The 24,656-nt window shown below is 63.3% G+C and carries 20 protein-coding genes; 11 read left to right on the forward strand and 9 right to left on the reverse strand.

What is annotated here, in order from left to right:
• Positions 1-358: 358 nt before the first annotated feature.
• Positions 359-613 (reverse strand): hypothetical protein, encoded by a 255-nt coding sequence (locus K1X11_RS15100; RefSeq protein WP_221031648.1) that lies wholly within the window; start codon positions 611-613, stop codon positions 359-361.
• A gap of 267 nt (positions 614-880) precedes the next feature.
• On the opposite strand from K1X11_RS15100, the gene K1X11_RS15105 reads away from it, so the two are divergent.
• Complete coding sequence (locus K1X11_RS15105) at positions 881-1,303, forward strand: hypothetical protein (protein WP_221031649.1); 423 nt, start codon at positions 881-883, stop codon at positions 1,301-1,303.
• Between the two features lie 18 nt (positions 1,304-1,321).
• Here K1X11_RS15105 and K1X11_RS15110 read toward each other — a convergent pair whose 3' ends face one another.
• Together K1X11_RS15110 and K1X11_RS15115 are read right to left on the reverse strand one after the other, a co-directional pair.
• Positions 1,322-2,308, reverse strand: coding sequence for a sodium:calcium symporter (locus tag K1X11_RS15110; RefSeq protein ID WP_324725998.1), 987 nt, complete (start codon positions 2,306-2,308; stop codon positions 1,322-1,324).
• Positions 2,309-2,488: 180 nt separating this feature from the next.
• Positions 2,489-3,214, reverse strand: coding sequence for a lipoyl protein ligase domain-containing protein (locus K1X11_RS15115; protein WP_221031650.1), 726 nt, complete (start codon positions 3,212-3,214; stop codon positions 2,489-2,491).
• A 131-nt stretch (positions 3,215-3,345) separates the two neighbouring features.
• On the opposite strand from K1X11_RS15115, the gene K1X11_RS15120 reads away from it, so the two are divergent.
• Positions 3,346-4,902, forward strand: a complete 1,557-nt coding sequence (locus K1X11_RS15120; RefSeq protein ID WP_221031651.1) for a response regulator — start codon at positions 3,346-3,348, stop codon at positions 4,900-4,902.
• Positions 4,903-4,936: 34 nt separating this feature from the next.
• Here K1X11_RS15120 and K1X11_RS15125 read toward each other — a convergent pair whose 3' ends face one another.
• Genes K1X11_RS15125 through pdxH form a run of 3 tightly spaced genes read right to left on the reverse strand, consistent with a single transcriptional unit; the run spans position 4,937 to position 7,670 of the window.
• On the reverse strand, positions 4,937-5,437 hold the full coding sequence (locus tag K1X11_RS15125) for a SixA phosphatase family protein (RefSeq protein WP_221031652.1): 501 nt from the start codon (positions 5,435-5,437) through the stop codon (positions 4,937-4,939).
• A 9-nt stretch (positions 5,438-5,446) separates the two neighbouring features.
• A complete protein-coding gene (locus tag K1X11_RS15130) occupies positions 5,447-7,015 on the reverse strand; it encodes an ATP-binding protein (RefSeq protein WP_221031653.1) in 1,569 nt (522 codons plus the stop codon).
• Between the two features lie 16 nt (positions 7,016-7,031).
• Positions 7,032-7,670 (reverse strand): pyridoxamine 5'-phosphate oxidase, encoded by a 639-nt coding sequence (gene pdxH / locus K1X11_RS15135; RefSeq protein ID WP_221031654.1) that lies wholly within the window; start codon positions 7,668-7,670, stop codon positions 7,032-7,034.
• A gap of 135 nt (positions 7,671-7,805) precedes the next feature.
• Here pdxH and K1X11_RS15140 point away from each other — a divergent pair, with 135 nt between their 5' ends.
• The 7 genes from K1X11_RS15140 (at position 7,806) to K1X11_RS15170 (ending at position 16,978) form a co-directional block, all read left to right on the forward strand.
• Positions 7,806-9,056, forward strand: a complete 1,251-nt coding sequence (locus K1X11_RS15140; protein ID WP_221031655.1) for a M20 family metallopeptidase — start codon at positions 7,806-7,808, stop codon at positions 9,054-9,056.
• A 283-nt stretch (positions 9,057-9,339) separates the two neighbouring features.
• Positions 9,340-10,161 carry a histidinol-phosphatase gene (locus K1X11_RS15145; RefSeq protein WP_225919505.1) on the forward strand — a complete coding sequence of 274 codons (822 nt, stop codon included), beginning with the start codon at positions 9,340-9,342 and terminating at the stop codon, positions 10,159-10,161.
• Between the two features lie 81 nt (positions 10,162-10,242).
• On the forward strand, positions 10,243-11,349 hold the full coding sequence (rlmN, locus tag K1X11_RS15150; RefSeq protein WP_221031656.1) for a dual-specificity RNA methyltransferase RlmN: 1,107 nt from the start codon (positions 10,243-10,245) through the stop codon (positions 11,347-11,349).
• A 460-nt stretch (positions 11,350-11,809) separates the two neighbouring features.
• Positions 11,810-13,693 carry a DUF4209 domain-containing protein gene (locus tag K1X11_RS15155; RefSeq protein WP_221031657.1) on the forward strand — a complete coding sequence of 628 codons (1,884 nt, stop codon included), beginning with the start codon at positions 11,810-11,812 and terminating at the stop codon, positions 13,691-13,693.
• A 40-nt stretch (positions 13,694-13,733) separates the two neighbouring features.
• Positions 13,734-15,815 (forward strand): GmrSD restriction endonuclease domain-containing protein, encoded by a 2,082-nt coding sequence (locus tag K1X11_RS15160; protein WP_221031658.1) that lies wholly within the window; start codon positions 13,734-13,736, stop codon positions 15,813-15,815.
• A 116-nt stretch (positions 15,816-15,931) separates the two neighbouring features.
• Positions 15,932-16,426: an RES family NAD+ phosphorylase gene (locus K1X11_RS15165; RefSeq protein ID WP_221031659.1), complete on the forward strand. Its 495-nt coding sequence runs from the start codon at positions 15,932-15,934 to the stop codon at positions 16,424-16,426.
• Between the two features lie 63 nt (positions 16,427-16,489).
• Complete coding sequence (locus K1X11_RS15170) at positions 16,490-16,978, forward strand: hypothetical protein (RefSeq protein WP_221031660.1); 489 nt, start codon at positions 16,490-16,492, stop codon at positions 16,976-16,978.
• A gap of 193 nt (positions 16,979-17,171) precedes the next feature.
• Here the strand turns inward: K1X11_RS15170 and K1X11_RS15175 are convergent, their stop codons facing one another.
• Positions 17,172-18,785, reverse strand: a complete 1,614-nt coding sequence (locus tag K1X11_RS15175; RefSeq protein WP_221031661.1) for a cation:proton antiporter family protein — start codon at positions 18,783-18,785, stop codon at positions 17,172-17,174.
• Positions 18,786-19,185: 400 nt separating this feature from the next.
• Here K1X11_RS15175 and K1X11_RS15180 point away from each other — a divergent pair, with 400 nt between their 5' ends.
• Entirely contained in the window at positions 19,186-22,161 is a 2,976-nt protein-coding gene (locus K1X11_RS15180) for a glycosyl hydrolase family 28-related protein (RefSeq protein WP_221031662.1), read from the forward strand.
• Positions 22,162-22,326: 165 nt separating this feature from the next.
• Positions 22,327-22,980 carry a CpXC domain-containing protein gene (locus K1X11_RS15185; protein WP_324725999.1) on the forward strand — a complete coding sequence of 218 codons (654 nt, stop codon included), beginning with the start codon at positions 22,327-22,329 and terminating at the stop codon, positions 22,978-22,980.
• 145 nt (positions 22,981-23,125) lie between these two features.
• On the opposite strand, the gene K1X11_RS15190 is transcribed toward K1X11_RS15185, so the two are convergent.
• Both K1X11_RS15190 and K1X11_RS15195 read right to left on the reverse strand, forming a co-directional pair.
• On the reverse strand, positions 23,126-24,178 hold the full coding sequence (locus K1X11_RS15190) for a 3-deoxy-7-phosphoheptulonate synthase (RefSeq protein WP_221031664.1): 1,053 nt from the start codon (positions 24,176-24,178) through the stop codon (positions 23,126-23,128).
• A 115-nt stretch (positions 24,179-24,293) separates the two neighbouring features.
• On the reverse strand, positions 24,294-24,497 hold the full coding sequence (locus K1X11_RS15195) for a hypothetical protein (protein ID WP_221031665.1): 204 nt from the start codon (positions 24,495-24,497) through the stop codon (positions 24,294-24,296).
• Positions 24,498-24,656: the final 159 nt, after the last annotated feature.

Consider the following 24,656-nt stretch of genomic DNA (forward strand, 5'->3'; position numbering starts at 1 on the left):
TGGAACGACGCCGGCTGAAGCCGGCGCCACGAGATCGGCGTTCGGTGGGTAGGGCAGTGGTTGTAGCCGGGCGCGGTGAGCCCGGTGGCGTTTTGAGGTGGACCGTCGGCGCGGAGGACCGAGGTCAACGACCTCGGCTACAGCGGAGGGGAGCGTTGCTACGTGATGGGTGTTCGGTGGGATGCGCAGAGGCTTCCAGCCTCTGCCACAGTGGCCGCGGCTTCCAGCCGCGGTGATGTGCTCGGAAACGAAGTGGCCTGCATCGCGTGTTCGCGTGAGGCGTTGCTGGGTGTGCGCACAAAAAAGCAGCCGCTCGTTTCCGAGCGGCTGCTTAGGATGTTGGATCTGGTGAAGGAGCTTACTTCTTCTTGGCAGCGGCCTTCTTGGCCGGGGCCTTCTTAGCAACCTTCTTAGCCGGAGCCTTCTTAGCGGGTGCCGGTTTGGCAGCGGCCTTCTTGGCCGGAGCCTTTTTGGCAGCCTTCTTGGCCGGCGCCTTCTTAGCAACGGCCTTCTTAGCCGGGGCCTTCTTGGCGGGGGCCTTCTTGGCCGGGGCTTTCTTCGCCGGTGCCTTCTTGGCAGCGGCCTTCTTCACCGTCTTCTTGGCTTTAGCCATAGCAGTCTCCTTTTTGGGGATCGTAGTGTTGGTTCTGATCTATCGTTCGGGGTGTTTTGTTCCGCCGAACACTTGGCGCACCATGCGCCGCGTGTCCTGAGAATCAAACACTTGGAATCAATTGCAAGTATCCAGTGATACGAGCTTGCAGATTTCTGTGCGGTGTTTCAGCCCACCCAAATGGGCTCATATCCAATTAATGGATACGTCGGTCCGCGGTTGTGAGCGGGCTTGCCCCGGGGCGGGAAAGTGGCATCAGCATGGAGCATGAACCTGACCGATGCCCGCACCCTGATCACCCGTTGTGCTGAAAGAATGGATACGCTGGGCGGCGGCGTGGTCTTTGATGAATGGGCGGTCGTCACCCTCGGAGCGGGCGGAGCGAAGCTCGCCGCCTATGCGGGGCCGCGGGTGGAATCGTTTCGGCGACGCTTCAACGCCGACATCCGTCCCCTGCAGGCCGAACTGGAAGGGCGGCAGCTGCAGGTGGGTGAGTTTGCCTTTGCCCCGCAGGCCGAGGGCACCGCTTACGATGCCTGTGTGCGCATCGGTCGTGGCGCTTACCTGTGGTGGAACAACACACAGGCGACGTTGGAAGATATCCGCGCGCGTGGGTCGTGGCTGCCGGCGCAAAAGGTGTTCGCTGATTTGTGCGAAGTGTTCCGCAGCGATCCGCTGGAGCAGGAGTAGGGGGGGCGGACACCGTTCTCAGGCGATGAGGCCGGTGTAGACGAACCACGCGTAAGCCACGACGAGTCCCGCCGCGATCGGTCGCGGCAAACGACCCACGGTGAGCAGACAGATGCCATGCACGAGCACGGCCCCGCCGAGAATGATGACGGCGGTTTGAAAAAAGTCGGGCAGCGGCACGGGTTGCAGCACGGCGAAGAGACCGAGACAGAGCGGGATGCAGATGTGGCCGTCGCCGACTTGGGAGCTGTAAACGATATCCGCGCGCCGACGCCATGCGTAGTAGAACGCGAGCAGGGCGTTGGGCAGCACGAGCAGCCAGCCGGTGATCCAGCCGAGGTTGGCGGCGCTGAAGAAACCGGAGTCGGCGGCGCTCAAGTAGGCGACCAACCCATCGAGGCTTTCGTAGATGACCCAGCCGCTGAGTGCGATGAGCACGAGGTCGATGTAGAAGCGCCAGCCGAACGAGCCGCCGCGGCGCACGTTGTCCTTGAGCACGTCGAAGACCTGGAAGCACTGCCAAAAGAGAAACACGCCGATAAGGGCGAGGCCGTCGCCACGATCGAGTTGACCATCGCGACCGAGGGCCCAGGTGAGGCCGGTGAAAAACAGCACGGCGGCCAGGGTGAGTAGCAGCGCGAGGCGACTGAGCTGTTGGGTGCGACGCTGCGATTTGCCGCCTTTATTCGCGACAATGTGCAGCGGCCAGATGAGGGCGGGCAGGCCGAGCAGCAAGGTGAGGTTGGTCGTGTTGTTGACCAGGCTGTTGACCATGATCTCGACGGGCGCGCCTTGGTCGCGCCAGAGCAGAAAGACGAAGACGAGGTTACCCAATCCCGAACAGTAGGGCACGATGAGCGTGCCGAGCGCGGTGCCGTCGAGGCCCTGCTGCAGCATGGCTTCGAGCCGCCAGATCATCAGCCACGACGCGAGCAGGAAGAGCACCGTGAAGGTGGCCGGATGCACGATGCCAAGCTGGTCGATGAGATCGTAGAGCGGATGCACGGGAGGGTGGTCTTACAGAAGGTAACGAAGGGGGCGAAGGGCTGGGAGGCAGGGTGATTTTTTAGAACGGTGGTCGTCGTGGCTGCACGACGATGGTTGGAGCGATGGCGGGTGAGCTCATGCTGCTCTTCGTTTCCTCTTGGTTGAAACAGCGTTGGAGTGGGGCGTGCGCCTTGCGTCTCAGCGACGTTCGATCCACTCGGGGGTGGCGTAAGATTCGGCGAGCGGGTCGAGGGCTTCGTCCCAGAGCTCAGGCCAAGTGGATTCGTGCGCTTCGGCGGCGAGCAACGTGGCGAGGGCGGCGGTGAAGTCGCCGTGGAAGAGTTCCCAGTCGATTTCGCCGACGGCGCCGCGGGCGATGGAGCCTTGGAACAACAGCCCGTGCTTGGAGCGTTTTTGGGCGGCGCCGGCGAGCTTGGCGCCGGTCGTCGCATGAATGACGTCGTGCAACTCCGGTTTGGTGAAACAGACGCCGGGTCCGGGGGCGTCGTCGTCGCAGGGTTCGCAGTGTTCTTTGAGTTCGGCCGCGACGCCTTGGCGGGTGAGGCAGTCGGTGACGGCGCGATGGATGGCGGCGTAGGCTACGGTGGCACGCGCGTCGCCGAGATCGTGACCGCGCGGAATGACCAGCGCATAGGTCCAATCGTCGCGATGGTCGACGACCCCGCCGCCAGTGGGACGCCGACAGAGTTCGAAGTCGCTGGCCGTGATGGTGGCATCAACCGGCAACTGTTCCCGCACCCAGGCGATCTTTTGGCTGTAGCCAAAGGTGATGGCCGGGCGGTGCCAGCCGTAGTGGCGAAAGCGGGCGTGGTCACGCTGCGGGTAGTGCTGCAGCAGCAACAGATCGGCGGCCATGTTGGCGGCGGCGGAATCGGAGCGGGAACTGAGGAGGTCAAAAACCATGGCGGAAGGAAGCGCGTTGGCGGGTGAACGCAGGGTAGAGGAGTAGGGTGGGAGAAGGCGCGCAAGCCGCAGCTCCGCAATGGAGGCAGTTTGCGATTGGCGTGGGCGGTAATTCGTAGATTGCTCGACGCGTGACTCCCGAAGATGCCCCAGAGCCGGCTCCCCCGCAGGTGATTGCGAGGTCATTGGCGTGGGTGGCGGGAGCGAGTGCGGGCGGAGCGGGGGCGTTGGCGCTGGTCCTGGTCGATCGTGGAGCGGAGTTGGCGGCTTGGAGTGTGTTGGGCTTGGGGGTGGGTCTGGCTGGTGGCCTCACTTACGTGCGCTCGTTGGCCCGGATCCACGCCGAACGAAAGTCACGGATGCGATTGCAGGCGGAGGCCGAGGTGCAGCACCTGGCCCTGGAGAAGGCGTTGTTGCAGCTGGACGAAGCAAAGGTGGCGGCGCGCGCGGCGGAGCGGCATGCCGCGCGGGCGCGTGAGTTGGAGGAGCGGATTCTGGCGCTGCAGTCGCAGGCGGCGCTCGGACGCATGGCGGGTGGGGTGGCCCACAGTTTTAACAACATGCTCGTGGGCATCATGGGTTACGCCAGCGCGGTGGAGGAGGTGAATCACCTCACGCCATCGGAGATGCGGCAATACTTGTCGCAGATCAACGCGGCCAGTCAGCGGGCTTCGGCGTTGTGCTTTCAATTGATGGTGGCGGCCGGTCGACGATCGGCCGATGCGGAGGTGGTGTTTCTGCGCCGGTTTCGCGCGGAGATCGAACCCCTGCTCAGTGCCTGCGTCGGACGCGGGGCGGCGCTCACGCTCGAGCTCTCGCCGAATTTGCCGCGCGTGCGTTGCGATCTCGGCGGGCTGCAAATCGCGTTGGCCAACCTCACCTTCAACGCTCTGGATGCGATCGCGGGTCAGGGGGGGCAGCTCACGCTCACCATCGAGGCCACCACGCTGGATGCGTCGCACATCGGGATGACGCCGGAGATGACGACGATCGAGCCGGGACCCTATGTGCGGTTTCGGCTACAGGACGACGGCGTGGGTATTTCCGCGGAGGTGAAGCCACAGATTTTTGCGCCATTTTTCAGCACCAAATCGGGCCGCTTGGGGTTGGGCCTGACTGCGGTCGCGCGGTGGGCGCGCAAGCTGCATGGCGGACTGTTGGTGGAGGCGGTCGAACCGCGCGGCACGCGGGTCGAGTTGTTCCTGCCGGCGCTGCCGGGCTCCGATGATCCGGCCGACAATACGCAGGCGCCGTTTGAGAAAACGCGGGTGGAGAACGAGGAGGCATCCGCCGGGCCCGAACCCGCCGCGGCGGTGGCCAATCGGCGCGTGCTGTTTGTGGATGACGACCAGACGGTGCGCGATCTCGCGGCAATGCTCATTCGTCAGCTCGGTCTGGAGGTGGTGTGTGCGAGTGACGGTCACATGGCCGAAGCGCTGTTGCGGGAGCACGCGCCGGTGGGTTTGGCGATGGTCGACTACTCGATGCCGGGACGCGACGGAGTGGATACCATTCAAGCGCTGCGTCAGGTGCAGCCGGGGCTGCGGGTGGTGTTGATCTCAGGCTCGATGAAGTCGGAGATCGATAACCTCGCCACGGTGGAGCCGTTGGTGGGCTTTTTGCAGAAGCCGTTTAACTACACCGCGGTCAAAGGCCTGCTGCTGAAACTGATGGGCGGGCAGAGCTGAGCGAGGGGAGCGTGTCTCCCGGATCGCCGGCGGTTCAGGTCTCGGGGATGAGCAACGGCGGCAGGTGCCAGTCGACGCGCCAGCGGGGCAGGGTGGTGGCGCTGTGGGTCTTGTCGGAGCGGCGCAGACACAGCACGGCGGCTTTCTTAAAATGGAAGAGGCTGGGGCTGGCGCGGTTGCTCACGAGCAGGCTGGCCAGGCAACCGAGGTGGGGTTCGTGGCCGACCAGGGCGATGTCATGCACGGGTGGATACGCCGCGAGGCGGGTCGCCATCAGGGTCGGCGCGTCGCCGGGGAGCAGGCCGTCGGTCTCGACCAGCGGGGCATCGATCTCCAGGCCGGTGACAAGCGCGTTGGCGGTTTCGTAGGCGCGTCGCAGCGGACTGTGCCAGACTTGGCCCGGGCGCAGGTGGGCGTTGTGGCGGAAGAAGGAGGCGACGTGGGCGGTCTGTTGGCGGCCGCGTTCACTGAGGGCGCGCAGGGCATCCGTGGCGGCGGCTTCGGCGTGAGCGTGACGGATGAGGAAGAGGCGCATGGGGAAAACCTAAAGGGCCGCGTCGAGGAGCTGCCGCACGCTGTTGAGCAGCGCGCTCAGCGCGAACGGTTTGGGCAGGGTCTGCTGTTGGGCGAGCGGGATAAAATCGACGCGATGGGCCTCCCGGTGCGGGGTGCAGAGCACGCGCAAGCCGGCGTGGTGGGCGTGCAGCTCGCGCAGCATGTTGAAGATATCGTCGGAGGGATCGGCGGTATCGACGATCACGAGATGGGGGGCATTGACGTGGCGTTTGACCTCGATGAGGCCGGCGGCGGGAGAGGACGCCTCCATGACATCGTAGCCGTCGGCAGTGAGGATGCCGCTCACCATCTTGCGCACGACGGTGTCCTCTTCGACGACCAACAAGGTTTCGCGGCCGCGGGTGGAGGGCAGGGGGGCGAGGGGGCCGGTTGAGCCGGCGGCTTCCTCCTGCACGAAGGGCAGGTAGATCTCGAAGGTGGTGCCTTGGCCGGGTGCGCTCTGCACGAGGATGTGACCGTTGCTCTGCTGCACGACGCCGTAAACGAGCGCGAGGCCGAGGCCGGTGCCCATGCCCTCATCCTTGGTGGTGAAGAACGGTTCGAATAGGACGGCCTGCGTGGCGTCGTCCATGCCGCAGCCATTGTCACTCACGGTGAGCACGACGTAGTGACCGGGGCGCAGGTCGGTGAGGCGGCGGTTGTAGCCGGGTTCGACGGAGCGGTTTTTGGTGGTGATAACCACGCGACCGGTGGGGCGGGTGGCGTCGCGGGCGTTGAGCACGAGGTTGAGCAGGACCTGCTGCAACTGGGTGGGATCGACGCGGATGTTGCCGACCTCGTCATCGAGCGAGAGTTCGAGAGAGCGCTCTTCGCCGAGGAGGCGGCTGAGGATGTCGGCGTTTTCGCGCACCAGGCGGTTGGGGGAAATCACGCGCGGGTCGAGCGCCTGGCGTCGACCGAAGGCGAGCAACTGGCGCACGAGACCGGAGGCGCGTTGCCCGGCCTGATGGATCTCGAGCACCTCGCGCTTGGCTTTGGGGTTGTCGCCGATCGAGTGCTGCAGGATCTCGCAGTAACCGTTGATGACGGAGAGCAGGTTGTTGAAGTCGTGGGCCACGCCGCCGGCCAGACGGCCGACCGCATCGAGGCGTTGGGCGTGGACGAGTGCTTCCTGCAGTCGGCGCTGTGCCGTCTGATCACTGTAGGTGATGATGAGATGGGTGAGACGACCGCGCGCGTCGCGCAGCGGGGAAATCGTCCAGGCGCAGTAGAGGTGGTGGCCTTGTTTGGTGAGCACGTAACCCTCTGACGTGAGCGGCTCGGCGTCGGGCAGGGAGGCGATCCATTCGCGCAGGGCGGTGAGATCGGCGGGCGTGGGATGCAGGCGAGCATGGCCACGCCCACTCAACTCGCGGGCGGTGTATCCGGTGATCCGGCACAGCGCGGGATTGGCGTGCAGGACGCGCAGGCCGGTGCGACCGAGCTTGGGTTCGGCGATGAGCACGCCCTCGGTGAGGTTGTCGAACACCCCCTGCAGGAGAGTGGGCGACGGGGCCGCCGACTTGGCGGAAGCGGACTTGGATGATTTGGCGGACACCGGCAATGCGGCCCCGTCAGGGGGCGAGTCGTTCGATGATCCAACGATCCTGCTCGCGTCGGTAGCGCAGGCGGTCGTGCAAGCGGCTGGGGCGACCCTGCCAGAATTCGATGGCGGTGGGTGCGACCCGATAACCACCCCAATGCGGCGGCGGCGGGATGGGTTGCCCCGCGAAACGGGCTTCGGCGGCCTGGCGGGCGGACTCCAGCACTTCGCGGCCGGAAACGACATCGCTTTGCGGGGAAGCCCACGCGCCGATCTGGCTGCCGATCGGGCGCGATTGGAAATAGGCGGTCGTCTCCTCGCGGGAGACCTGGGTGACGCTGCCATAGACTTTCACCTGCCGTTCGAGCGCGAGCCACGGAAAGACGAGGCAGGCCTGAGGGTTGGCAGCGAGTTCGCGGCCCTTGCGGCTTTCGTAGTTGGTGAAGAACACGAATCCACGGTCGTCGAAGCCCTTGAGTAACACCGTGCGGGCGGACGGCATGCCGTCGGGCGTGGCGGTGGCGACGGTCATCGCATTGGGCTCCAACACGCCGCCGCCATGGGCTTCGTCGAACCAGCGGCCAAACTGGTCAAACGGATCCGCGGCCAGGTCGGATTCGCTCAGGCCGGCGAGGGTGTAGTCTTTGCGCAATGCGGCGAGATCGGGCATGTTCGGGGCCGACGCTGGCCCGCCCGTCCGGACCTGTCAAAAGCTACTCTTTACAACTGTAGTAGGAGGGTCGCCACAGATTGGAGTTTCGTTGCGCGATCGGACGGCGCAGGCTGGCCGCGCGAAACCGCCCTTATGAGCACGCCTTCCCTCTCCTCTTTTCTCGATCAAAGCGCCGACCGCCTCACCACCCTGCTCCGCGAGCTGGTGCAGTGCGACACCACCAATCCGCCCGGGCGCAACTATGATGCGATGACCCATCTGCTGGTGGATCGGCTGGCCGAGACGGGTCTGAGCGCGCGCCGCCTCAACGTCCCCAAAGCCAAACAACGCGAGGCCCTGCCGCCGGCGCAGTGGGACTACCCGCGCTACAACGTGCTCGGCAAATGGAAGGTGCCCGGCGCGAAGCGCACCCTGCACTTCAACGCCCACTACGACGTGGTCCCGGTATCCGGAAAGTGGCGACACGGTGACCCCTTCGGTGGTCAGGTGGACCGTGGCTGGATCTATGGTCGCGGCACGGCCGACATGAAGGGCTCCATCGCCTCGCTCCTGCTGGCGCTCCAGGCGCTGCGCGCCGCCGGTGTGAAACCCAACCTCAACGTCGAGGTATCCTTCACCGCCGACGAAGAAACCGACTCGGTGCTGGGCTCGGAGTGGCTGGTGCGCCATGCGCCGATCTCACCCGACTATGCGGTTGTCATGGAGGGCGGCGAAGGGGCCGAAGTTTGCTGCGGCCACAACGGCGTGACCTGGCTGGAGGTCGTGGTGCACGGCAAGGCGGCGCACGGCTCGCAACCCGAGAAGGGGGTGAATGCCTTGGAAAAAATGTCCGCACTTGTGCTTGCGTTGGGCGACTACAAACAGCGCCTCGCGGAGCGCACCTTCACCGCGCCCGATGGCACCGTTATGCGCCCCACCATGAACCTCGGTGGCGAGTTTGCCCAGGGGCCGGGCGGCAAGATCAACACCGTGCCGTCCGAGGGCCGTTTCACCATCGATCGCCGCGTGTTGGCGATCGAGACGGCGGCCGGCGCCGAGAAGGAGTTGCGCGCGGAGCTCAAGCGCGCCGCAGCATCGATCCCGGGTTGCCGCATCACCATCAACAAGATCTCCGAAAACCACCCGTGCTTCAGCGCACCGGAAGGGCCGTTTTTCGCCACCATGGCGGAGTGCGTGCAAACGGTGCGACGCGCGCCCACGACCTTCAGCGTTTCGAGCGGCTTCAACGACATGCACTTCTTCTCCGCCGAGTGCGGCATCCCCACGCTGGGCTACGGCCCGGGCGGCGTGGACTACCACGCCATCGACGAACGGGCGAAGGTGAAGGACCTGATCAACTGCGCCAAAATCTACGCGCGCCTGCTGACGACCTTCGAAGGCTGAGGTAGCGGCGCGCTGCGCCGCCACTCTTTCTTGTTAGGGTGTGTCTGGGAAAGCCGAGGTGCCCGCAAGCCCTGCTCCCAAGGCACTAAGCGGCCGTGTAGCCCGCGTTCGGTGGGGTTCCGGCCAGCGGGGAGAACGATAAAGATAAAGAGAAAGAAGAAAGATGGGAGCGGAGTTTCTAGGGTTTCACAGACACACCCTTGGTGATGCGGTGACGGAGCAGAGCTTCTAAGCCCACCCATCGCTTGCGCGGTGCGCATACGTCCTGCTTGTTGGTCGAATCTTGCCTACACCGCTCCTTTACGAATCCCACTGCCACACGCCGTTGTGCAACCATGCCGAGGGCGAGCCGCCCGAGTATGCCGAGGCCGCTCTGCGGGCCGGGCTGAAGGGCATCATCTTCACCTGTCATTGTCCGCTCCCCGATGGCGTCAGCGCGTCGGTGCGCATGTCGCCGATCCAATACGAGTTTTATCACCAAATGATCGCACGCACTCGCGAGCAATTTGCGGATCGGCTCGATGTGCGGGCCGGCTTGGAGAGCGACTACTATCCCGGCGTCGAACCGTGGTTGGAAAACCTGCACGCCCGGCGGCCGCTCAACCACGTGTTGGGTTCGATTCACCCGCAGTTGAAGGACTACCGCGACCGCTACTTCACCGGTGGCGTCTTCGCCTACCAGCAGCTCTATTTTGACCACCTCGCACAGGCCGCCGAGACCGGCCTCTTCGATACGCTGGCGCATCCGGATTTGATTAAAAACATGCCGCCGAGCGAGTGGCGCTGGGAGCGCATCGTGCCCTACATCGAACGTGCGCTCGACCGCATCGCGGCGACGGGCGTGGCGATGGAGCTCAACACCAGCGGGGCGTTGAAAGCGTTGCCCGAAATGAATCCCGGCAAGTCCATGCTGCAGCTCATGCACGCGCGCGGCATCCCGGTGGTGATCGGCGCCGATGCGCACGTGCCGACGCGGGTGGGTGACGGTTACGTTGAAGCACTGCAGACCCTGCGTGACGTCGGCTACACCGAGGTGAACTATTTCCTCGAGCGCCAACGCCAGAGCGTGTCCATCGCCGACGCGCTGGCGTCGCTGCAAGGGTAGGGTGGTTTCTGGGGGCGTCGTCGGAATGGCGCCGTCACTTTTTCGTGTCCATTCGGCGCGAAATCGCACCAATTGGCGCCCGTGACCGCTCCCAGCACCTCTCCACTTTCCCTTCTCGGCCTGACTCGGGCGGAGCTGGGTGAGCTTGTTTCGGACTGGGGTTTTAAGACTGTCCATGCCGGCAAGATCTGGCGGCATCTCTACCTGGAGGGTCGCACCGACTGGGAGGCGATTTACGGCCTGCCCGGGGAGTTGTGCAGAAAGCTCTATGCGGAGACGACGGCGGAGCTGTTGCCCATCGCGCGGGAGACGCATTCCAGCGACGGATTCACCCGCAAATACCTGCTCGCGCTGCATGACGGTCACAAGATTGAGACGGTGCTGATGCGCTACTCGGGTCGGGTGACGGCCTGTGTGAGTTCGCAGGTCGGTTGCGCGATGGGCTGTGTGTTTTGTGCGACGGGGCAGATGGGTTATACGCGCCACCTCACCACGGCCGAAATCGTGGCGCAGACTCTGCACGTCGATCGCATCCTGCGGGAGACCGCGCCGGAGACGCCGGCGCTGGCGGAGTCGGATCATGACTCGCCGCACCATCGCCACGAACGCCTGCGCAACATCGTGCTCATGGGCATGGGCGAACCGCTGCACAACTATGACGCGGTGATCAAAGCCACCCAGATCCTGCGTGAACCCGGCGGCCTCGCGCTCGGCGCGAAGAAGATCACGCTCAGCACGGTGGGCGTGGTGCCGGGGATCCTGCGCCTGGCGGAGGAACGGCAGCCGATTTACCTCGCGGTCTCACTGCATGCGGCGACGCAGGAAAAGCGCGCGGCCATCGTGCCGGCGGCGCGCAAGTGGAAGCTCGATCAGCTCATGGACGCCTGCCGCTATTATGCGGAAAGAATGCAGCGCCGCATCTTCTTTGAGTGGACCCTGATCGAGGGCGAAAACGACCGTCCGGAGGACGCGCATGCGGTGGGCCAACTCCTGCAAACCGTGCCGGGTCAGGTGAACCTGATCCCCTTGAATCCAACAAATGGATACGCCGGCCAGCCCAGCGACAACACCGCGGCCAAACGATTTCAGGAGATCCTCGCCACCTACGGGTTGCCGAGCACCATCCGCCAACGCCGCGGCATCGACATCGCCGCCGGCTGCGGCCAACTGGCCTCCGCGGAAGGATAAGCCCAAAGACGGAGCGGCCCACATCGCGGCCACCCTGTTCGGTTCTGTAGGGCCGTCGCTTGCGACGTGCCGCAGTGTGACGGGATAGCGTGCCGTTCCGCCTGCGCCGAGGCTACGGCGGACAAGGAGACGGCAGCCCTACATGCAGGAGCGGCCCATTTCAGTTTTGCCTTCCCGTCACTGATTTGCGTCGCTCGCCGGACGTTGCCCCGACTCTGGCCTGGCCGGGAAACCCCGCACCGCACCATGCCCCCCGACCCGTTCATTTCCGGACAACAGTCCCGAACAATACTGGCGTGCAACTCTGCGCGTCGAGTTGGGCCGTTCAAGACAAGGACGCGATCAATTTCAGCGCGGACGAAGGTCAGGTCGTGCGCGAATATACTACCGCCGCCCTCCTCGCCCGCATTCGCACCGAACGAGAAAAGCAACCCGATCATCAGAGAAAACCGATCCCCGTATGAGCGAAGAAACCGAGGAACCTGAGGAACGATTCAACGTAACCGCCGAGGCCCTTCGCGAATATGACTGGGCGTCGGTTATCGACTCCTGCGAGCGGAAGGAATGTTTCCACTACTACGAACGCCTCAGCGCAGAATCCGCAAAACTTGATACAAGGGGAGACAAGTTAGGGGGCCGAGTCTTCGCACTGCTTTCGGTGGTCGCTTCGTTTCACGCCAACTACGACGCTTCTGGAAACCCTTACGGCTCCATGTGGAGTGGATTCAACGGTCGTCGTTCTCTCAACGCTGAGGATTTGACTGAGCGAGACCTAGCGGCCCTGGCGGGAGTCGTAGACGAGATTACTGACCCGGAGCTTCGAGCCCGAGTTGCCGATGTCCTTTGGGTTACCAAACGAAACTTCAAAACCGCCAAGTCTGCAATCGTCGCCTTCCTTGAGTCGGCTGAACGGTTGAAAACAAACGACATGTGGCCTCCTTATTCTGACCGGCTGACACGGGCGGCACAGATCGCGGCAAAAAAGGGATTCGAATCCGAAAAGGCGGACGTCTTGCAGGCGATCGAAGCATCAATCACAGAGCACGCAACCGATCTCAAATCAGGTCTTCTTTGTGACCGTCTGATGGGAATCATGGTCGTTCTGAAGGCGGGAAATATGCCGGAATACGCGGGTCTATCGGAGAAACTTGCCCGGCAGTTTTCGGAACAAGGAAACTGGCATTTCGCCGAGGTTTATTGGGAGCGAGCGGAGCTTTGGCACCGGAGGGCGAAGAATGAAGCTGAGGTCCTGAGGTGCCGAATTGCACGAGGTGAGTGCTACGTTTCACGGGCTGAGGCTGGCCCGGTCGGACGGGGAACCAACTACATGTATTCGGCCCACTGGATGGGTAGGGCTGTGGAAATGCTGCGGTCGGCAAAAGCTGCTTCTGAACGAGTTGCAGCCGTAAACAAACGGTTTCTTGAGCTACAGAAGCTTAGTCTCGGCGAAATGGGTCGGGTGGAGGTTCCTGTGGACGAATTGCCCGGATTTCGTGAGGAGGAGCAGAAAGCCCGAAAAGCTGCTGCTGAGCGCGTTCGGGGTGTTGATTTCCCGACCGCGATCGCGCGGTTCGCCCTGATCAACAGACCTACCTCAGTAGAGGGAATGAAAGAGCAATACGCAAAGACTGCGGAAAGCGCTCCCCTGATGCACATTATCGGGGCCTCCGCTATCGATCGAAGTGGGATGACGACGGATCGAATCCCCGCACGACTTCCTCGCGAAGACGATCAGAATGACGAGGCAGCTCGCAAGCAAATGGTCCAGCAGGCCCAAATCGTGAACTGGCCCCTACGAGTCGCGTGGCAGATCAACCCAGCTAGGGAAGCCATCCGCGGCGAACATGGAGTTCGCCTACGAGATCTCTGGTTTCTGGTTGAAAACAATCCCTTTATTCCAGCTGGCCACGAGGGGATTGTTCTTCGCGGCATCCAAGCCGGATTCTGCGGCGACTGGCTAACGGCAATGCATCTGCTGGTGCCGCAAGTTGAGGCGTCTATCCGGCACGTGCTGCAGCAACGCGGAGTGGTCACCTCCACGATGGATGGCGAAGGGCTGCAGAAGGAACTCGATCTGAACCAGCTCCTTTGGATGAAGGAGGTCGAAGAAGTTTTCGGGCTAGATGTTCTGTTCGACCTGAGGGGGATCCTTATTGAGCGGTTCGGTCACAACCTCCGTAACGAACTCGCGCACGGATTGCTTCCCGAAGGAGGGTGCTATCACCCAGCGACTGAGTATCTCTGGTGGCTTCTACTCCACATCTACTGGAGAGGTTTTCATTTCGTCCAGACTTACGAGGTCGATCACCTCGGAAACCATCTGCCTCCCGAGAAAAAGTCTTAGTTCAATACTAGACGTTTAGACCCTAAACCACCTTCACCCCATGAAAGCCCAGGACCTCCAATTCACCCAACTGCTGGAAGGCTCCAAGCAGTTCATCATTCCCATCTTTCAGCGCACCTACAGTTGGGAGTTGGCGCATTGTCAGCAGCTCTGGAACGACATAGTTCGAGTCGGACGCAGTGCTGAACTCAACAGCCACTTCATCGGCTCCGCCGTCTACATTCCCGAAACCAATGTCGACGCCGCCATTCCGCGATGGCTGGTTATCGATGGCCAGCAGCGTATCACGACCATGACGCTGTTTCTGATCGCTTTGAAGCGTCGCTTGGAGGCGGGGGGAATGGATGATCCCGTTTCCGCAGCGCAGGTGGAGGACCTCTACCTGCGCAATCGTTATGGCAAGGGCGAGGCGGCTTATCGACTGTTGCTCACGCGCACCGATAAGGAAACGCTCATTCAATTGATCGACGGCAAGGAGCCACCAGAGGAGGAAGGGTCCCTCCGGATCATCGAGAATTTTCGTTTCTTCACGTCTCAGCTGGCCAGCGTCGATGTGGGCGAGGTCTGGAAGGGAATCAAGAAGCTCATGATCGTGGATGTCTGCCTACAGCAAGGGATCGACAATCCGCAGATGATCTTCGAGAGCATGAACTCGACCGGGAAGGCGCTGACTCAGGCGGACCTGATCCGGAATTTCGTGCTCATGGGGCTAGCCCATGAACACCAAACCCGTCTCTACACCGACTATTGGCGCCCCATGGAGGTGGAGTTCGGCGCGGTGAACTACATCAACGAATTCGACGAGTTTATGCGCTACTACCTCGTCATTCATACCGGCAATGTGCGGATCCGTCGGGGGGATGTGTATGACGAGTTCAAGGGCTACTCCCGGAAGCATGAGGTTGAACCGTTGCTCGAATCCCTGAGGGAGTTCGCCGGTTACTACTGCCGCATCGCCTTGGGCACCGAGAAGGATGCCGCTCTCGCTGCGGCGTTTCACGACATCCGCGAGCTGCGAGCCGATGTCTGCTACCCCATGCTGATGGAGCTGTATCAGGATTTTCGGCACGATCGCCTCTCGCACGATGAGTTTGTCGAGGTGGTGCGTATGGTCGAAAGCTATGTCTTCCGGCGGGCGGTTTGCGATATCCCCACCAACTCGCTGCGCCAAACCTTCGCGACGTTTACGCGGCGGGTGAAAAAAGACCGCTACGTCGAGAGCGTTAAAGCGGCGTTTCTGCTCTTACCGTCCTACCGTCGGCTGCCGACCGACGCCGAGTTCATCCGTCAGATCCAAGTGCGCAACCTCTACAAGTTTAATCGCCGGTCCTACTGGCTGCGGCGGTTTGAAAACCACGGACGCAAGGAACGCGTGCAAGTCCAGGACTATACTATCGAACACATTATGCCCCAGAACGAGGACTTGAACGCCCAATGGCGAGCAGATCTCGGGGAGGAATGGCAGCGGATTCACACGCAATATTTGCACACCTTGGGGAACCTGACGCTCACCGGTTACAACTCGGAATACAGCGACCGTTCTTTCCCCGAAAAGCGCGATATGGAAGGTGGATTCAGGTATAGCCCTCTGAAGTTGAATCAAGGTCTGGGTTCTTGCGAAATCTGGAACGAGTCCGCGATCCAAGAGCGGGCAAAGCGACTGGCTGAAATTGCGGCAGAAATCTGGCAGGCGCCGAAGCTTTGGCAGGACCTTTTGGAGGCCTACAAACCGGCTCCCCCCAAGGGAGCTAACTACTCTATCGCAGATCACCCGAATCTGGCCGGGGGGATAACCCGGGAACTCTTCGAAGCGTTCCGCAAGGAGGTGTTGGCATTGGATGAGTGTGTCACCGAGGAATTCCTCAAGCTCTACGTCGCCTATAAGGCCGAAACAAATTTTGTGGATATTGTGCCACAGTCGAAGGGGCTTCGACTCAGCTTGAATCTGCCGTTCCCGGAAATCGACGACCCCCGCAAACTTTGTCGCGATGTGACCGATCTCGGGCGTTGGGGCAACGGAGACGTCGAGGTCCGGTTAGAACGGATGGAGGATCTCGCCTACGTTGTCGGCCTGGCACGACAAGCATTGGAACGACAACTGGGTGACGAGCCGGCAGAGTGAAAAGCTATTCAGTGAAATCACTTTCACCGCATCCCCAGTTCAGTCGGCTCAAGCGAGAGTTGCGAAAGATCGCGCCCCAGCACGCGGAAGCTTGGGAGCGCCCAGTTTTTCGCTGTGTGGAGCCCAAGTGGGCTCATCCGAAGTATCTGATCGCGGGTGTGGGAACGCGGATTCACGGGAGCCGTTGGATGCCTCGCGGAGTCGCTTCCGCAGTCTACGCGGCATCGACCGAAGCCATTGCGCTGAAGGAAGCGCGGCACAACTTCAGTCGCTACGGCATTCAACCGCGTCAGAAGCCGCGGGTCTTGGTTGAGGTCGACCTGCGATTGAGTGCAGTCGTGGCCCTGCCCGCTTTGGTTGAAGCGCTGCCTGGCATCGTCTTGGCTGAACTATTGGCCGAGTCTTGGGAGGCGGTGAACGACCGGGACTCCGAGTCACTTTCCCAAGCCTTGGGTCGCTGTCTTTGGGATCTTGGTTACGAAGGACTGCGGGTGACTTCGGCCCGGGATGCCAGAGGGCAAAACCTGGTTTGGTTTCCTGACCGTCTACGCCCGGGGAGCTCAGCCTCGATCTGCGGGGAAGAAGAACTCAACCGTTGGATCGCAACCTGACATGCAGAAGTGCATGTATTGTGTTGCGCCTTCCGATGGTCCGTTCCATGGGTGTGGCCTGCGATGAAAACCAAGAAAGCAGTCAAGAAGGCGACGACGAAGCGGGCCATGACCAAGACTCCCGTGAAAAAGGCGGTTAAGAAGGCCATCGCCAAGAAAGCAGCGGCCAAGGTTCGCGGCGCTCCAATGGCATTGAGCGGCGACTACGCGCTTGGGCCTTCCCGCGTCGATACCTTCGCGGTGAAGGAATTCTGCCAACGCTTTCAGATGGTTCGACCGGACCTCACGCGCCTCACTGGTTTTTCGCTGCGGTCGGTCGACAAATGGGCGGCCGGCGAGGAACCGGGCAACCCCGCCAAGAAGCAGCTGAAGGAATTGGTGCGTCTCTTCGATGCCCTCGCCGAGCTGATGGAATCGAAAGATGTCGGCCCCTGGCTCAAGGCTCCCAATCCTGCCTTTGCGCAATCAACGCCTTTGCAGATCATCGAGCGGGGCGAGATCGACCGTATCTGGCGCATGATATATCAGCTCGAAACCGGCGAGCCGGCATGAGCTGACTCATCCCGTCGTGAGGAGGGCGGCTTTGCGGTGAGGGGCGAGGGAAGCGTTACGCACTGGGACGACGCGGTCCGGAGGTTTGTTGGCCTTTGGCGGTGAGACGGTGCCGAGGCAGGGGTGCCTCGGCCACGGAAGGTGCGGGGAGAAAGAGAAAGATAAAGAGGAAAGAGAAAGAGGGTGTGGGCGGTTACTCCTCCCGGGGGCGGAGGGGGTTGGCTAGGTCGGGGCGTTGTTGGGTGAAGACGTGGTGGACGTGGTCGGCGAAACCGGAGCCGGCTTCGGCGTAGAGGTTGAAGGCGGTGTCGAGGCCGAGGCGGCGGAGCTCCTTCACTTCGTCATCAAACTTGCCGGTCGCCGCCACGACGCCTTCGAAGCCGTGGCGTTTGAGCGACTCGGCGGCGTGCACGTTGGCGCTGTGTTTGGGCATGGCGAGGACGACGAGGTCGAGGTTCTCCTTGGCACAGACCCGGGTCCAAAAGTCGGAGTCGGTGGCGTCGGCGAGCAGGACCTTGCGGTCGGCGCGGAGGTGGTGCTCCACCGCGGCGGGGTCGCGGTCGAAACCGATCACCTTACCCGGGAAGCGGTGTTGCAGGGTGCGGTAGGCGGCGATGCCAACGCGGCCCATGCCGAAGATGCCGATGCGTTCGCCGGCGGTTTGGATGGGCAGGTCGTCGGGGTGCTGGCCCTTGGTCTCGAACTTTTTGAGGAAGTTGCTGATGGGGTCGTAGAGCTCGTCGGCTTTGCGAGTGAGCGGGGCGACGAGTAGGATGCTGGCGGAGAGCGAGAGGGCCATGGCGACAAGCCAGTCGCTGCTGATCCAGTCTTTGCCGACGGCGAGGGCGAGCACGATGAGGCCAAACTCACTGTAGGTCGACAGGGTCAGGCCCGACATCCAGGCGGTGCGGGCGCGGAGGTGAAAGCGGGTGAGCAGGAAGAAGAAGGCCAGGCTTTTGAGCGGCAGCAGGAGGAGCAGAAATGCGGCCCAGAGCACGGCCGACAGGGTGATCGCGCCCTGCAGTCCGATCTGCAGGAAGAAGCCAACGAGGAGCAGGTCGGTGAGACCGGCGAGGGATTTGCCGAGCTCCTTGGCTTTGGGGTGGGATCCGACGAGCACGCCGATGAAGAGGGCACCGAGGTCGGCTTTGAGGCCGACGGCGGTGAAGCCTTCGGCGCCGAGCACGAGGGCAAGGAAGAGGCCGCAGAGGGTGATCATCTCGCCGTGGCCGGAGCGGCCGATGAGGGCCTGTATCCATTTTCTACCGACAAGGAGCGCGGCCAGCAGCGGCAGGGCCCAGAGGGTGGGGATCTTGCCGGTGGAGAAGGTGAGGAAGAGGACGGCGAGGATGTCCTGCATGATGAGCACACCGATGGCGATGCGGCCGTGCATGGCGCCCATGTCGCCGCTGTCGTTGAGGCTTTTGACGGCGAAGACGGTGCTGGAAAAGCTGAGGGCAAAGGCGACCAGCAGCGCGGTGTTCCAGTCCATGCCGGCGGCGTGCCCGAGCAGCGCGCCGACGCCGACGAGGGCGGGCGTGAAAAGCAGCAGGACGATGAGCGTGTGCAGGGAGGTGCCGGCCCAGATCTCGGGGCGGGCGAGCGTGCGCAGGCGGAGTTTCACGCCGATGCTGAAGAGCATGAGGGTGACGCCGAGGTTGGCGATGGCGTCGAGGGCGGCGCCGCCGGTTTTGCCCAGGGCCTGGAGAACGAAGCCGGAGATCAGAAAGCCGACGAGCGGGGGCAGGCGAAACTGTTGGGCGAGCAGGCCGAAGAAGAAAGCGACCGCCAGTAAGAGGGCATCCATGCGACGACAGAAGCTACTTATGTGCCCTTGGCCAGTCGGGGTGGGTGGTTGGGGAGGATGGGGGCACGGGGAGATGGAATGGGGCTCTTTAGTCTTTCTCTTTATCTTTCTTCTTTCTCCCCACGGAGCGGATGGGTTTTGGCCGGCGGGGATAAAGAGAAAGATAAAGAGGAAAGTGAAAGATTGGGGGGGGGCTAATGTTGTAGGGCCGTCGCTTGCGACGTGCCGCAGTGTGACGGGATAGGCGGGAGCCGAGAGGCACGGGCGGCGTGCCGCAAGCGGCAGCCCTACATGCACGCACGCGGACGGTCCGGGGGGCCGTCCCTCCTTTGGTTGTGCATAAAATTGCATTGATGTGTTTCGCGGATGGGGGCAGGGGTGGGGGAACCCCTTTTGCTTTATGGTATCCCCTCGTTGGTTGGTTGGTGTGGTCTTGGTCTGTGTCCTCGGATCGGTCGCGGTGCGCGCCGGTGCGTCTTATTATGGGGAGGCCCCGGCGGATCCGGCGGCGGTGGTGTTGCGACCCGGGGCGTTTGGCGCGGTGGGGGATGGCGTGGCCGATGATACGGCGGCGCTGCAGGCGGCGGTGAATGCGGTGCAGGAGCAGACGGTGCGGGGAGTGGTATTGGTCGAGCAGGGGCGTTACCGGCTCACCGACACGGTGCATGTGTGGGCGGGGATTCGCTTGATCGGGTATGGACCCGAACGGCCGGTGTTGGTGTTGGGCGAGGCGACGCCGGGTTTTGATGAGGCGGAGAGTCGTTACCTGCTGCACTACACGTCGTATCGGCCGGAGGAGGGCGGGGAGATTCGGGATGCAAATCCGGGGACGTTTTACAGCGCGTTCAGCAACATCGATGTGGAGATCGGCGCGGGCAATCTGGGCGCAGTGGGCATTCGTTCGCACTGGGCGCAGCATGGGTTCATCGCGCATGCGCGCTTCACGCTGACCTCGGGCAAGGCGGCGGTGGAGGAGGTCGGCAATACGATCTTCGACTGCGAATTTATCGGCGGTGATTATGGTCTGCTGACCGGCAAGCCGTCGCCGAGCTGGCCGTTTACGCTGCTCGATGCGCGCTTTTCCGGTCAGCGGGTGGCGGCGATCCGCACGGAGGAGGCGGGCATGACGATCGTGCGCGGTCACTTTGCCGACGTGCCGACGGTGGTGACGATCAATCCGGAGCGATCAGAGGAGTTGTTTGTGCAGGACTCGCGGTTTGAGCGCGTAAGTGGACCGGCGATCGTGGTGAGCGAGGTGGCCAATGCGCGCACGCAGGTGAACCTGCAGAACGTCGTATGTGAAGCGGTGCCGGAGTTGGTGCGGTTGCGCGAGACGGGTAAGGTGGTGGCGGGCCTGTATCCGGAGGATCCCTACATGGTGGAGCGGTTTTCGCACGGGCTGCATCTGGCGGGCGTGGGGGCGGAGCCGGAGATCAAAACCGTGCTGGAGGCGCGACCGGTGGCGGAGTTGCCGGAGTTGCCGACGAGTGATTTGCCGGCGGTGCCGGCGGTGGCGACATGGTTTAACGTGAAGGACGCGGGAGCGGTGGGTGATGGCGTGACCGATGACACGGCGGCGATCCGCGCGGCGATCGTGGCGCATCGCACGGTGTTTTTCCCGGCGGGGCGGTATGTGGTGAGCGATACGCTGACGCTGCGGGAGGATTCGGTGTTGGTCGGGCTGAGTCCAATCACGACGCAGATCGCGCTGCGCGATCATGCGCGGGCGTTTTGGGGTGAGGGCGCGGATGAACGGGACCCGGCGGAGGTTACGGGTTGGGCGGCGCGCTTTCCGGTCGATCATGGCACGGGCGCGCCGAAGGCCTTGATCGAATCGGCCCGCGGAGGCGCGGCGATTTTGAGTGGGCTGGGTGTCGACCCCGGGGACAATCCGCGGGCGGTGGCGGTGTTGTGGCGAGCGGGGGAACATTCGTTGGTCGACGACGTGAAGTTCTTGGGCGGTCACGGCACTTATCTGCCGGATGGCACAGCGGTGCCGGCTTATAATGAATTTCGCACGGCGGATGGGAATCCGCGGCGGGCGTGGGACCGGCAATACGCCAGCCTGTGGGTGACCGATGGCGGCGGCGGCACCTTCCATGATTTGTGGACGGCGAGTCCGTATGCGGCGGCGGGCATGGTGGTGAGCGACACGCGCACGCCGGGGCGGCTTTATGCGATGTCGAGTGAGCATCACGTGCGGGCGGAGGTGGTGGTGCGACGGGCGGCGAATTGGTCGTTTTATGCGCTGCAGTTTGAAGAGGAGCGATTGGAGGGACCGGCGGCGCTGCCCTTGGAGATCGCGGACAGTGAGAACCTGCTCTTCGTGAACACTTACGTCTACCGGGTGATGTCGACCTACTCGCCGTTTCCCACGGGTATCCAGATTTCGGATTCAAGTAATGTGCGGTTCCGTGGGATCCATGCCTACAGTCCGAGCAAGTTTACCGCCGATGCGACGGTGCGGGATGTGGGCACGGGCGCGGTGGTGTGGTCGCGCGAGATTGCGTGGCTCGATGTCGAGGTGTCGGCGCAGGATGAAGCGGAGGTGGTGGAGGTGACGCCGCACACGGTGGTGGCTGCAGGGTTCAACAACGCGGATGGGTTGGTGAGCGACGCGGTGGGCAACGTGTTGTGGGTCGATGCGCGGTGGCAGCGGATCTGGCGCTGGGAGGCGGCGTCGGGACGCGTGCGGTTGTTGCGCGACGAGCCGTTGGAGCCGGTGGCGCTGGCGGTGGCGGCGAATGGCGAGGTGCTGGTGGTGACGCGCGTGGGCACGGTGTATGCGTTTGATCCGGAGCGACCGGAGCAGGCGATCACGGTGTTGGCGCCGGAGCCGGCGGCGGCGCGACCGGGCGCAACGGCGTGGGTGCCGAGTTCACGGTGGCGCGACGCGCATGATTTCCTCGAGCGCACGATGGTGGCGGCGCCGTGGCATTACGTGTCACCGGATGGCTCGATCTTCATTCCGGCGGAGGATGCGTTTGTGCAGGCCGGGTCGTTTCACTCGAACTATTCGACGATTGATTTGATCCGTTGCTATGGGCTGACGCCGGTGGTGGACGGGCGGCCGACGGCGGTGGCGGATGAGTTTGGTCAGCGCACGTTTTTGTTTGAGACGCACGATGCGGCGGGGGTGTTGGGCGCGCCGCGCTTGCTGGTCGAGGAGGGCGAAGCCACAGCGATCACGGGGCCCGATGGCCGGGTGTATGTGGCGGCGGGCGTGATCTTCGTTTACGAGCCGGATGGCACGGAGGTGCGGCGAATCGTCTTGCCGCAACGGCCGACGAGTCTGGCGTTTGGTGGTAAGGATGGCCGCGTGTTGGTGGTGGGGGCGCGCGACAAGGTTTACGCGGTGGAGGTGAGGGTGGAGTAGGGTTTGGGGCTCTTTAGTCTTTCTCTTTATCTTTCTTCTTTCTCCCCGCGGAGCGGATGGATTTCGGCCGGCGGGGATAAAGAGAAAGATAAAGAGGAAAGAGAAAGATGGGGGCTGGGGCTCGGGCGTTGCGTTGTGGGGAGCGAGGGGCTTGGTGTGGGCGTTGTGAGTCAGTCTGCTGTTACTCAAATTTCCTGTCCCAGTTGCGGGCACGATCAGGACTTCACGTTGTGGAACTCGATCAACGTGGGCTTGGATCCCGACAAAAAGTCCGCGTTGAAGAACGGGTCTTTGACGCGGTTCACGTGCGCGAAGTGCGCGCATGAGACCGATGTGAATTACCCGATCCTATATCACGATCCGGCGCACGCGTTCATGGTGTGGCTGCACGTGGGGGAGGGAGAGGTCGATACGGACACGCTGCCCGGCGGGGAGGTGCTGGAGGGGTATCACCTGCGGGTGGTGGCCTCTCGCAATGCGCTCATCGAGAAGACCCATGTGTTGGAGCAGGGTTTGGACGACCGGGTGATGGAGCTGTTCAAGGCGCTCATGCGGCGGGACCACAACAACGTGCCGGAAGGCGAGCTGTTGTTTGCGGGCACCGGGACCGGTCAGCAGGACGTGGAGGAGCTGCAGTTTGCCGTCGTGGCGGCGGGCGGCACGCAGTTCATCGGCGCGACGCGCAAAGCTTATGATGACTATGCGGCGGTGTTGACGCGGGTGGCGGACGCGGAGCCGCTGGAGGTCGGCAAGTGGTATGCGGTGGACCAGGCGTATGCCCGGCAACTCATCGCGCGGCATCTGCCGGAGGCGGGGTAAGGGGCGAAGGCGAGGTGGCGGTGCCGAGGCAGGGATGCCTCGGCCACGGGGAGGGGGGCTCTTTATCTTTCCTCTTTCTCCCCGGGGAGCGGATGGGTTTCGGCCGGCGGGGATAAAGAGAAAGATAAAGAGGAAAGAGAAAGAGTTAGGCGTGGCGGCGGGCTTTGACGGACTCGGCGAGTTGGGTGAGGACGGGGAGGGTTTTTTCCCAGGAGAGGCAGGCGTCGGTGATGCTTTGGCCGTAGTTGAGCGGGGTGGCGTCGATGGGCTGGTTGCCGCCGAGGAGGTGGCTTTCGAGCATGACGCCGGTGAGGGCGCGGTCGCCGGCGGCGATGCGGGTGGCGAGGTCGGCGGCGACGGCGGGTTGGCGCTCGGGGTCTTTGCCGCTGTTGGCGTGGCTGCAGTCGACCATGACGTGCGGGGGCAGGTGATGTTTTTCCAGGAGGGCAACGGCTTCGGCGACGTGCTCGGCGCTGAAGTTGGGTCCGGCGGTGCCGCCGCGGAGCACGAGGTGGGTGTCGGGGTTGCCGGTGGTGCCCATGATGGCGGGGGCGCCCTCGCGGGTGAGGGTGGAAAACCAGTGGGGCTGGGCGGCGGAGCGGATGGCGTCGATGGCGACCTGCAGGTTGCCGTCGGTGCGGTTCTTGAGGCCGACGGGCATGGAGAGGCCGGAGGTGAGTTCGCGGTGGACCTGGCTCTCGACGGTGCGGGCGCCGATGGCGGCCCAGCTGATGGCGTCGGCGTAGTATTGGCCCAGGGTGGTGTCGAGGAACTCGGTCGCGATGGGCAGGCCGGTGGCGGTGATATCGACGAGGAGTTGGCGGGCGAGGCGCAGGCCGTGGTTGACGCGGTAGGAGTTGTCGCGGTCGGGGTCGTTGATGAGGCCCTTCCAGCCGACGACGGTGCGGGGTTTTTCGAAATAGACGCGCATGACGACGAGCAGGTCGTCGCGGTGACGCTCGGCGGCGGCGGCGAGATGGGCAGCGTAGTCGAGGGCGGCGGCCGGGTCGTGGATCGAGCAGGGACCGGTGATGACGAGCAGGCGGTCGTCCTCGCCGCGCATGATGGCGGCGACCTCGCGGCGGGCGGCGTTGACGCGGGCGGCGGAGGACTCGGGCAGGGGCAGTTCCTCGGCGAGCACGCCGGGAGCGATGAGCGGTTTGGTGGCGCGGATGCGCAGGTCGGCAGTCTGAGGCATGGAACAGCCCGACTATCGGCCGGGGGAGGCCGGTTTGGGAATGCTGAATTCAGCCGGTGGCGCGGCTGGCCGACGAGAGGAGGCGTTTCGGCCCGGTGACGTTGCGCTAACTAATTCACTGGCGGTCGCGCGAGGAGGAGGAGGAGCGGCGGCGGGCGCGGTGTTCGCGCTCGGCGCGTTCCTCCTTGGCGCGTTCTTCGGCGGTCGGCCACCGCAGCTCCGGCGGGTATTGAATGCGACGGATGCGCCAAGCTGTGATGGCCATCGCGATTGCGACGGCCAATCCGATTGCCCCGATCGTGAGGAGCGTGTCGTTCATCTGAGAGGTATACGCGGCTGAGGGTTGACGAAGGGGATGCCGGCCAGCGGCTTAGGGAAATGTCGCGGATTGCATGCAGATGCAACCTTTTAGGTTTATGGCTAAGGTGTAGACCCTACCCCACGCAGGGATTTGGCCCTGAGGGCGCACTCAGGTGCG

The sequence above is a fragment of the Actomonas aquatica genome (genome assembly GCF_019679435.2).
In the GTDB taxonomy this organism is placed as follows: domain Bacteria; phylum Verrucomicrobiota; class Verrucomicrobiia; order Opitutales; family Opitutaceae; genus Actomonas; species Actomonas aquatica.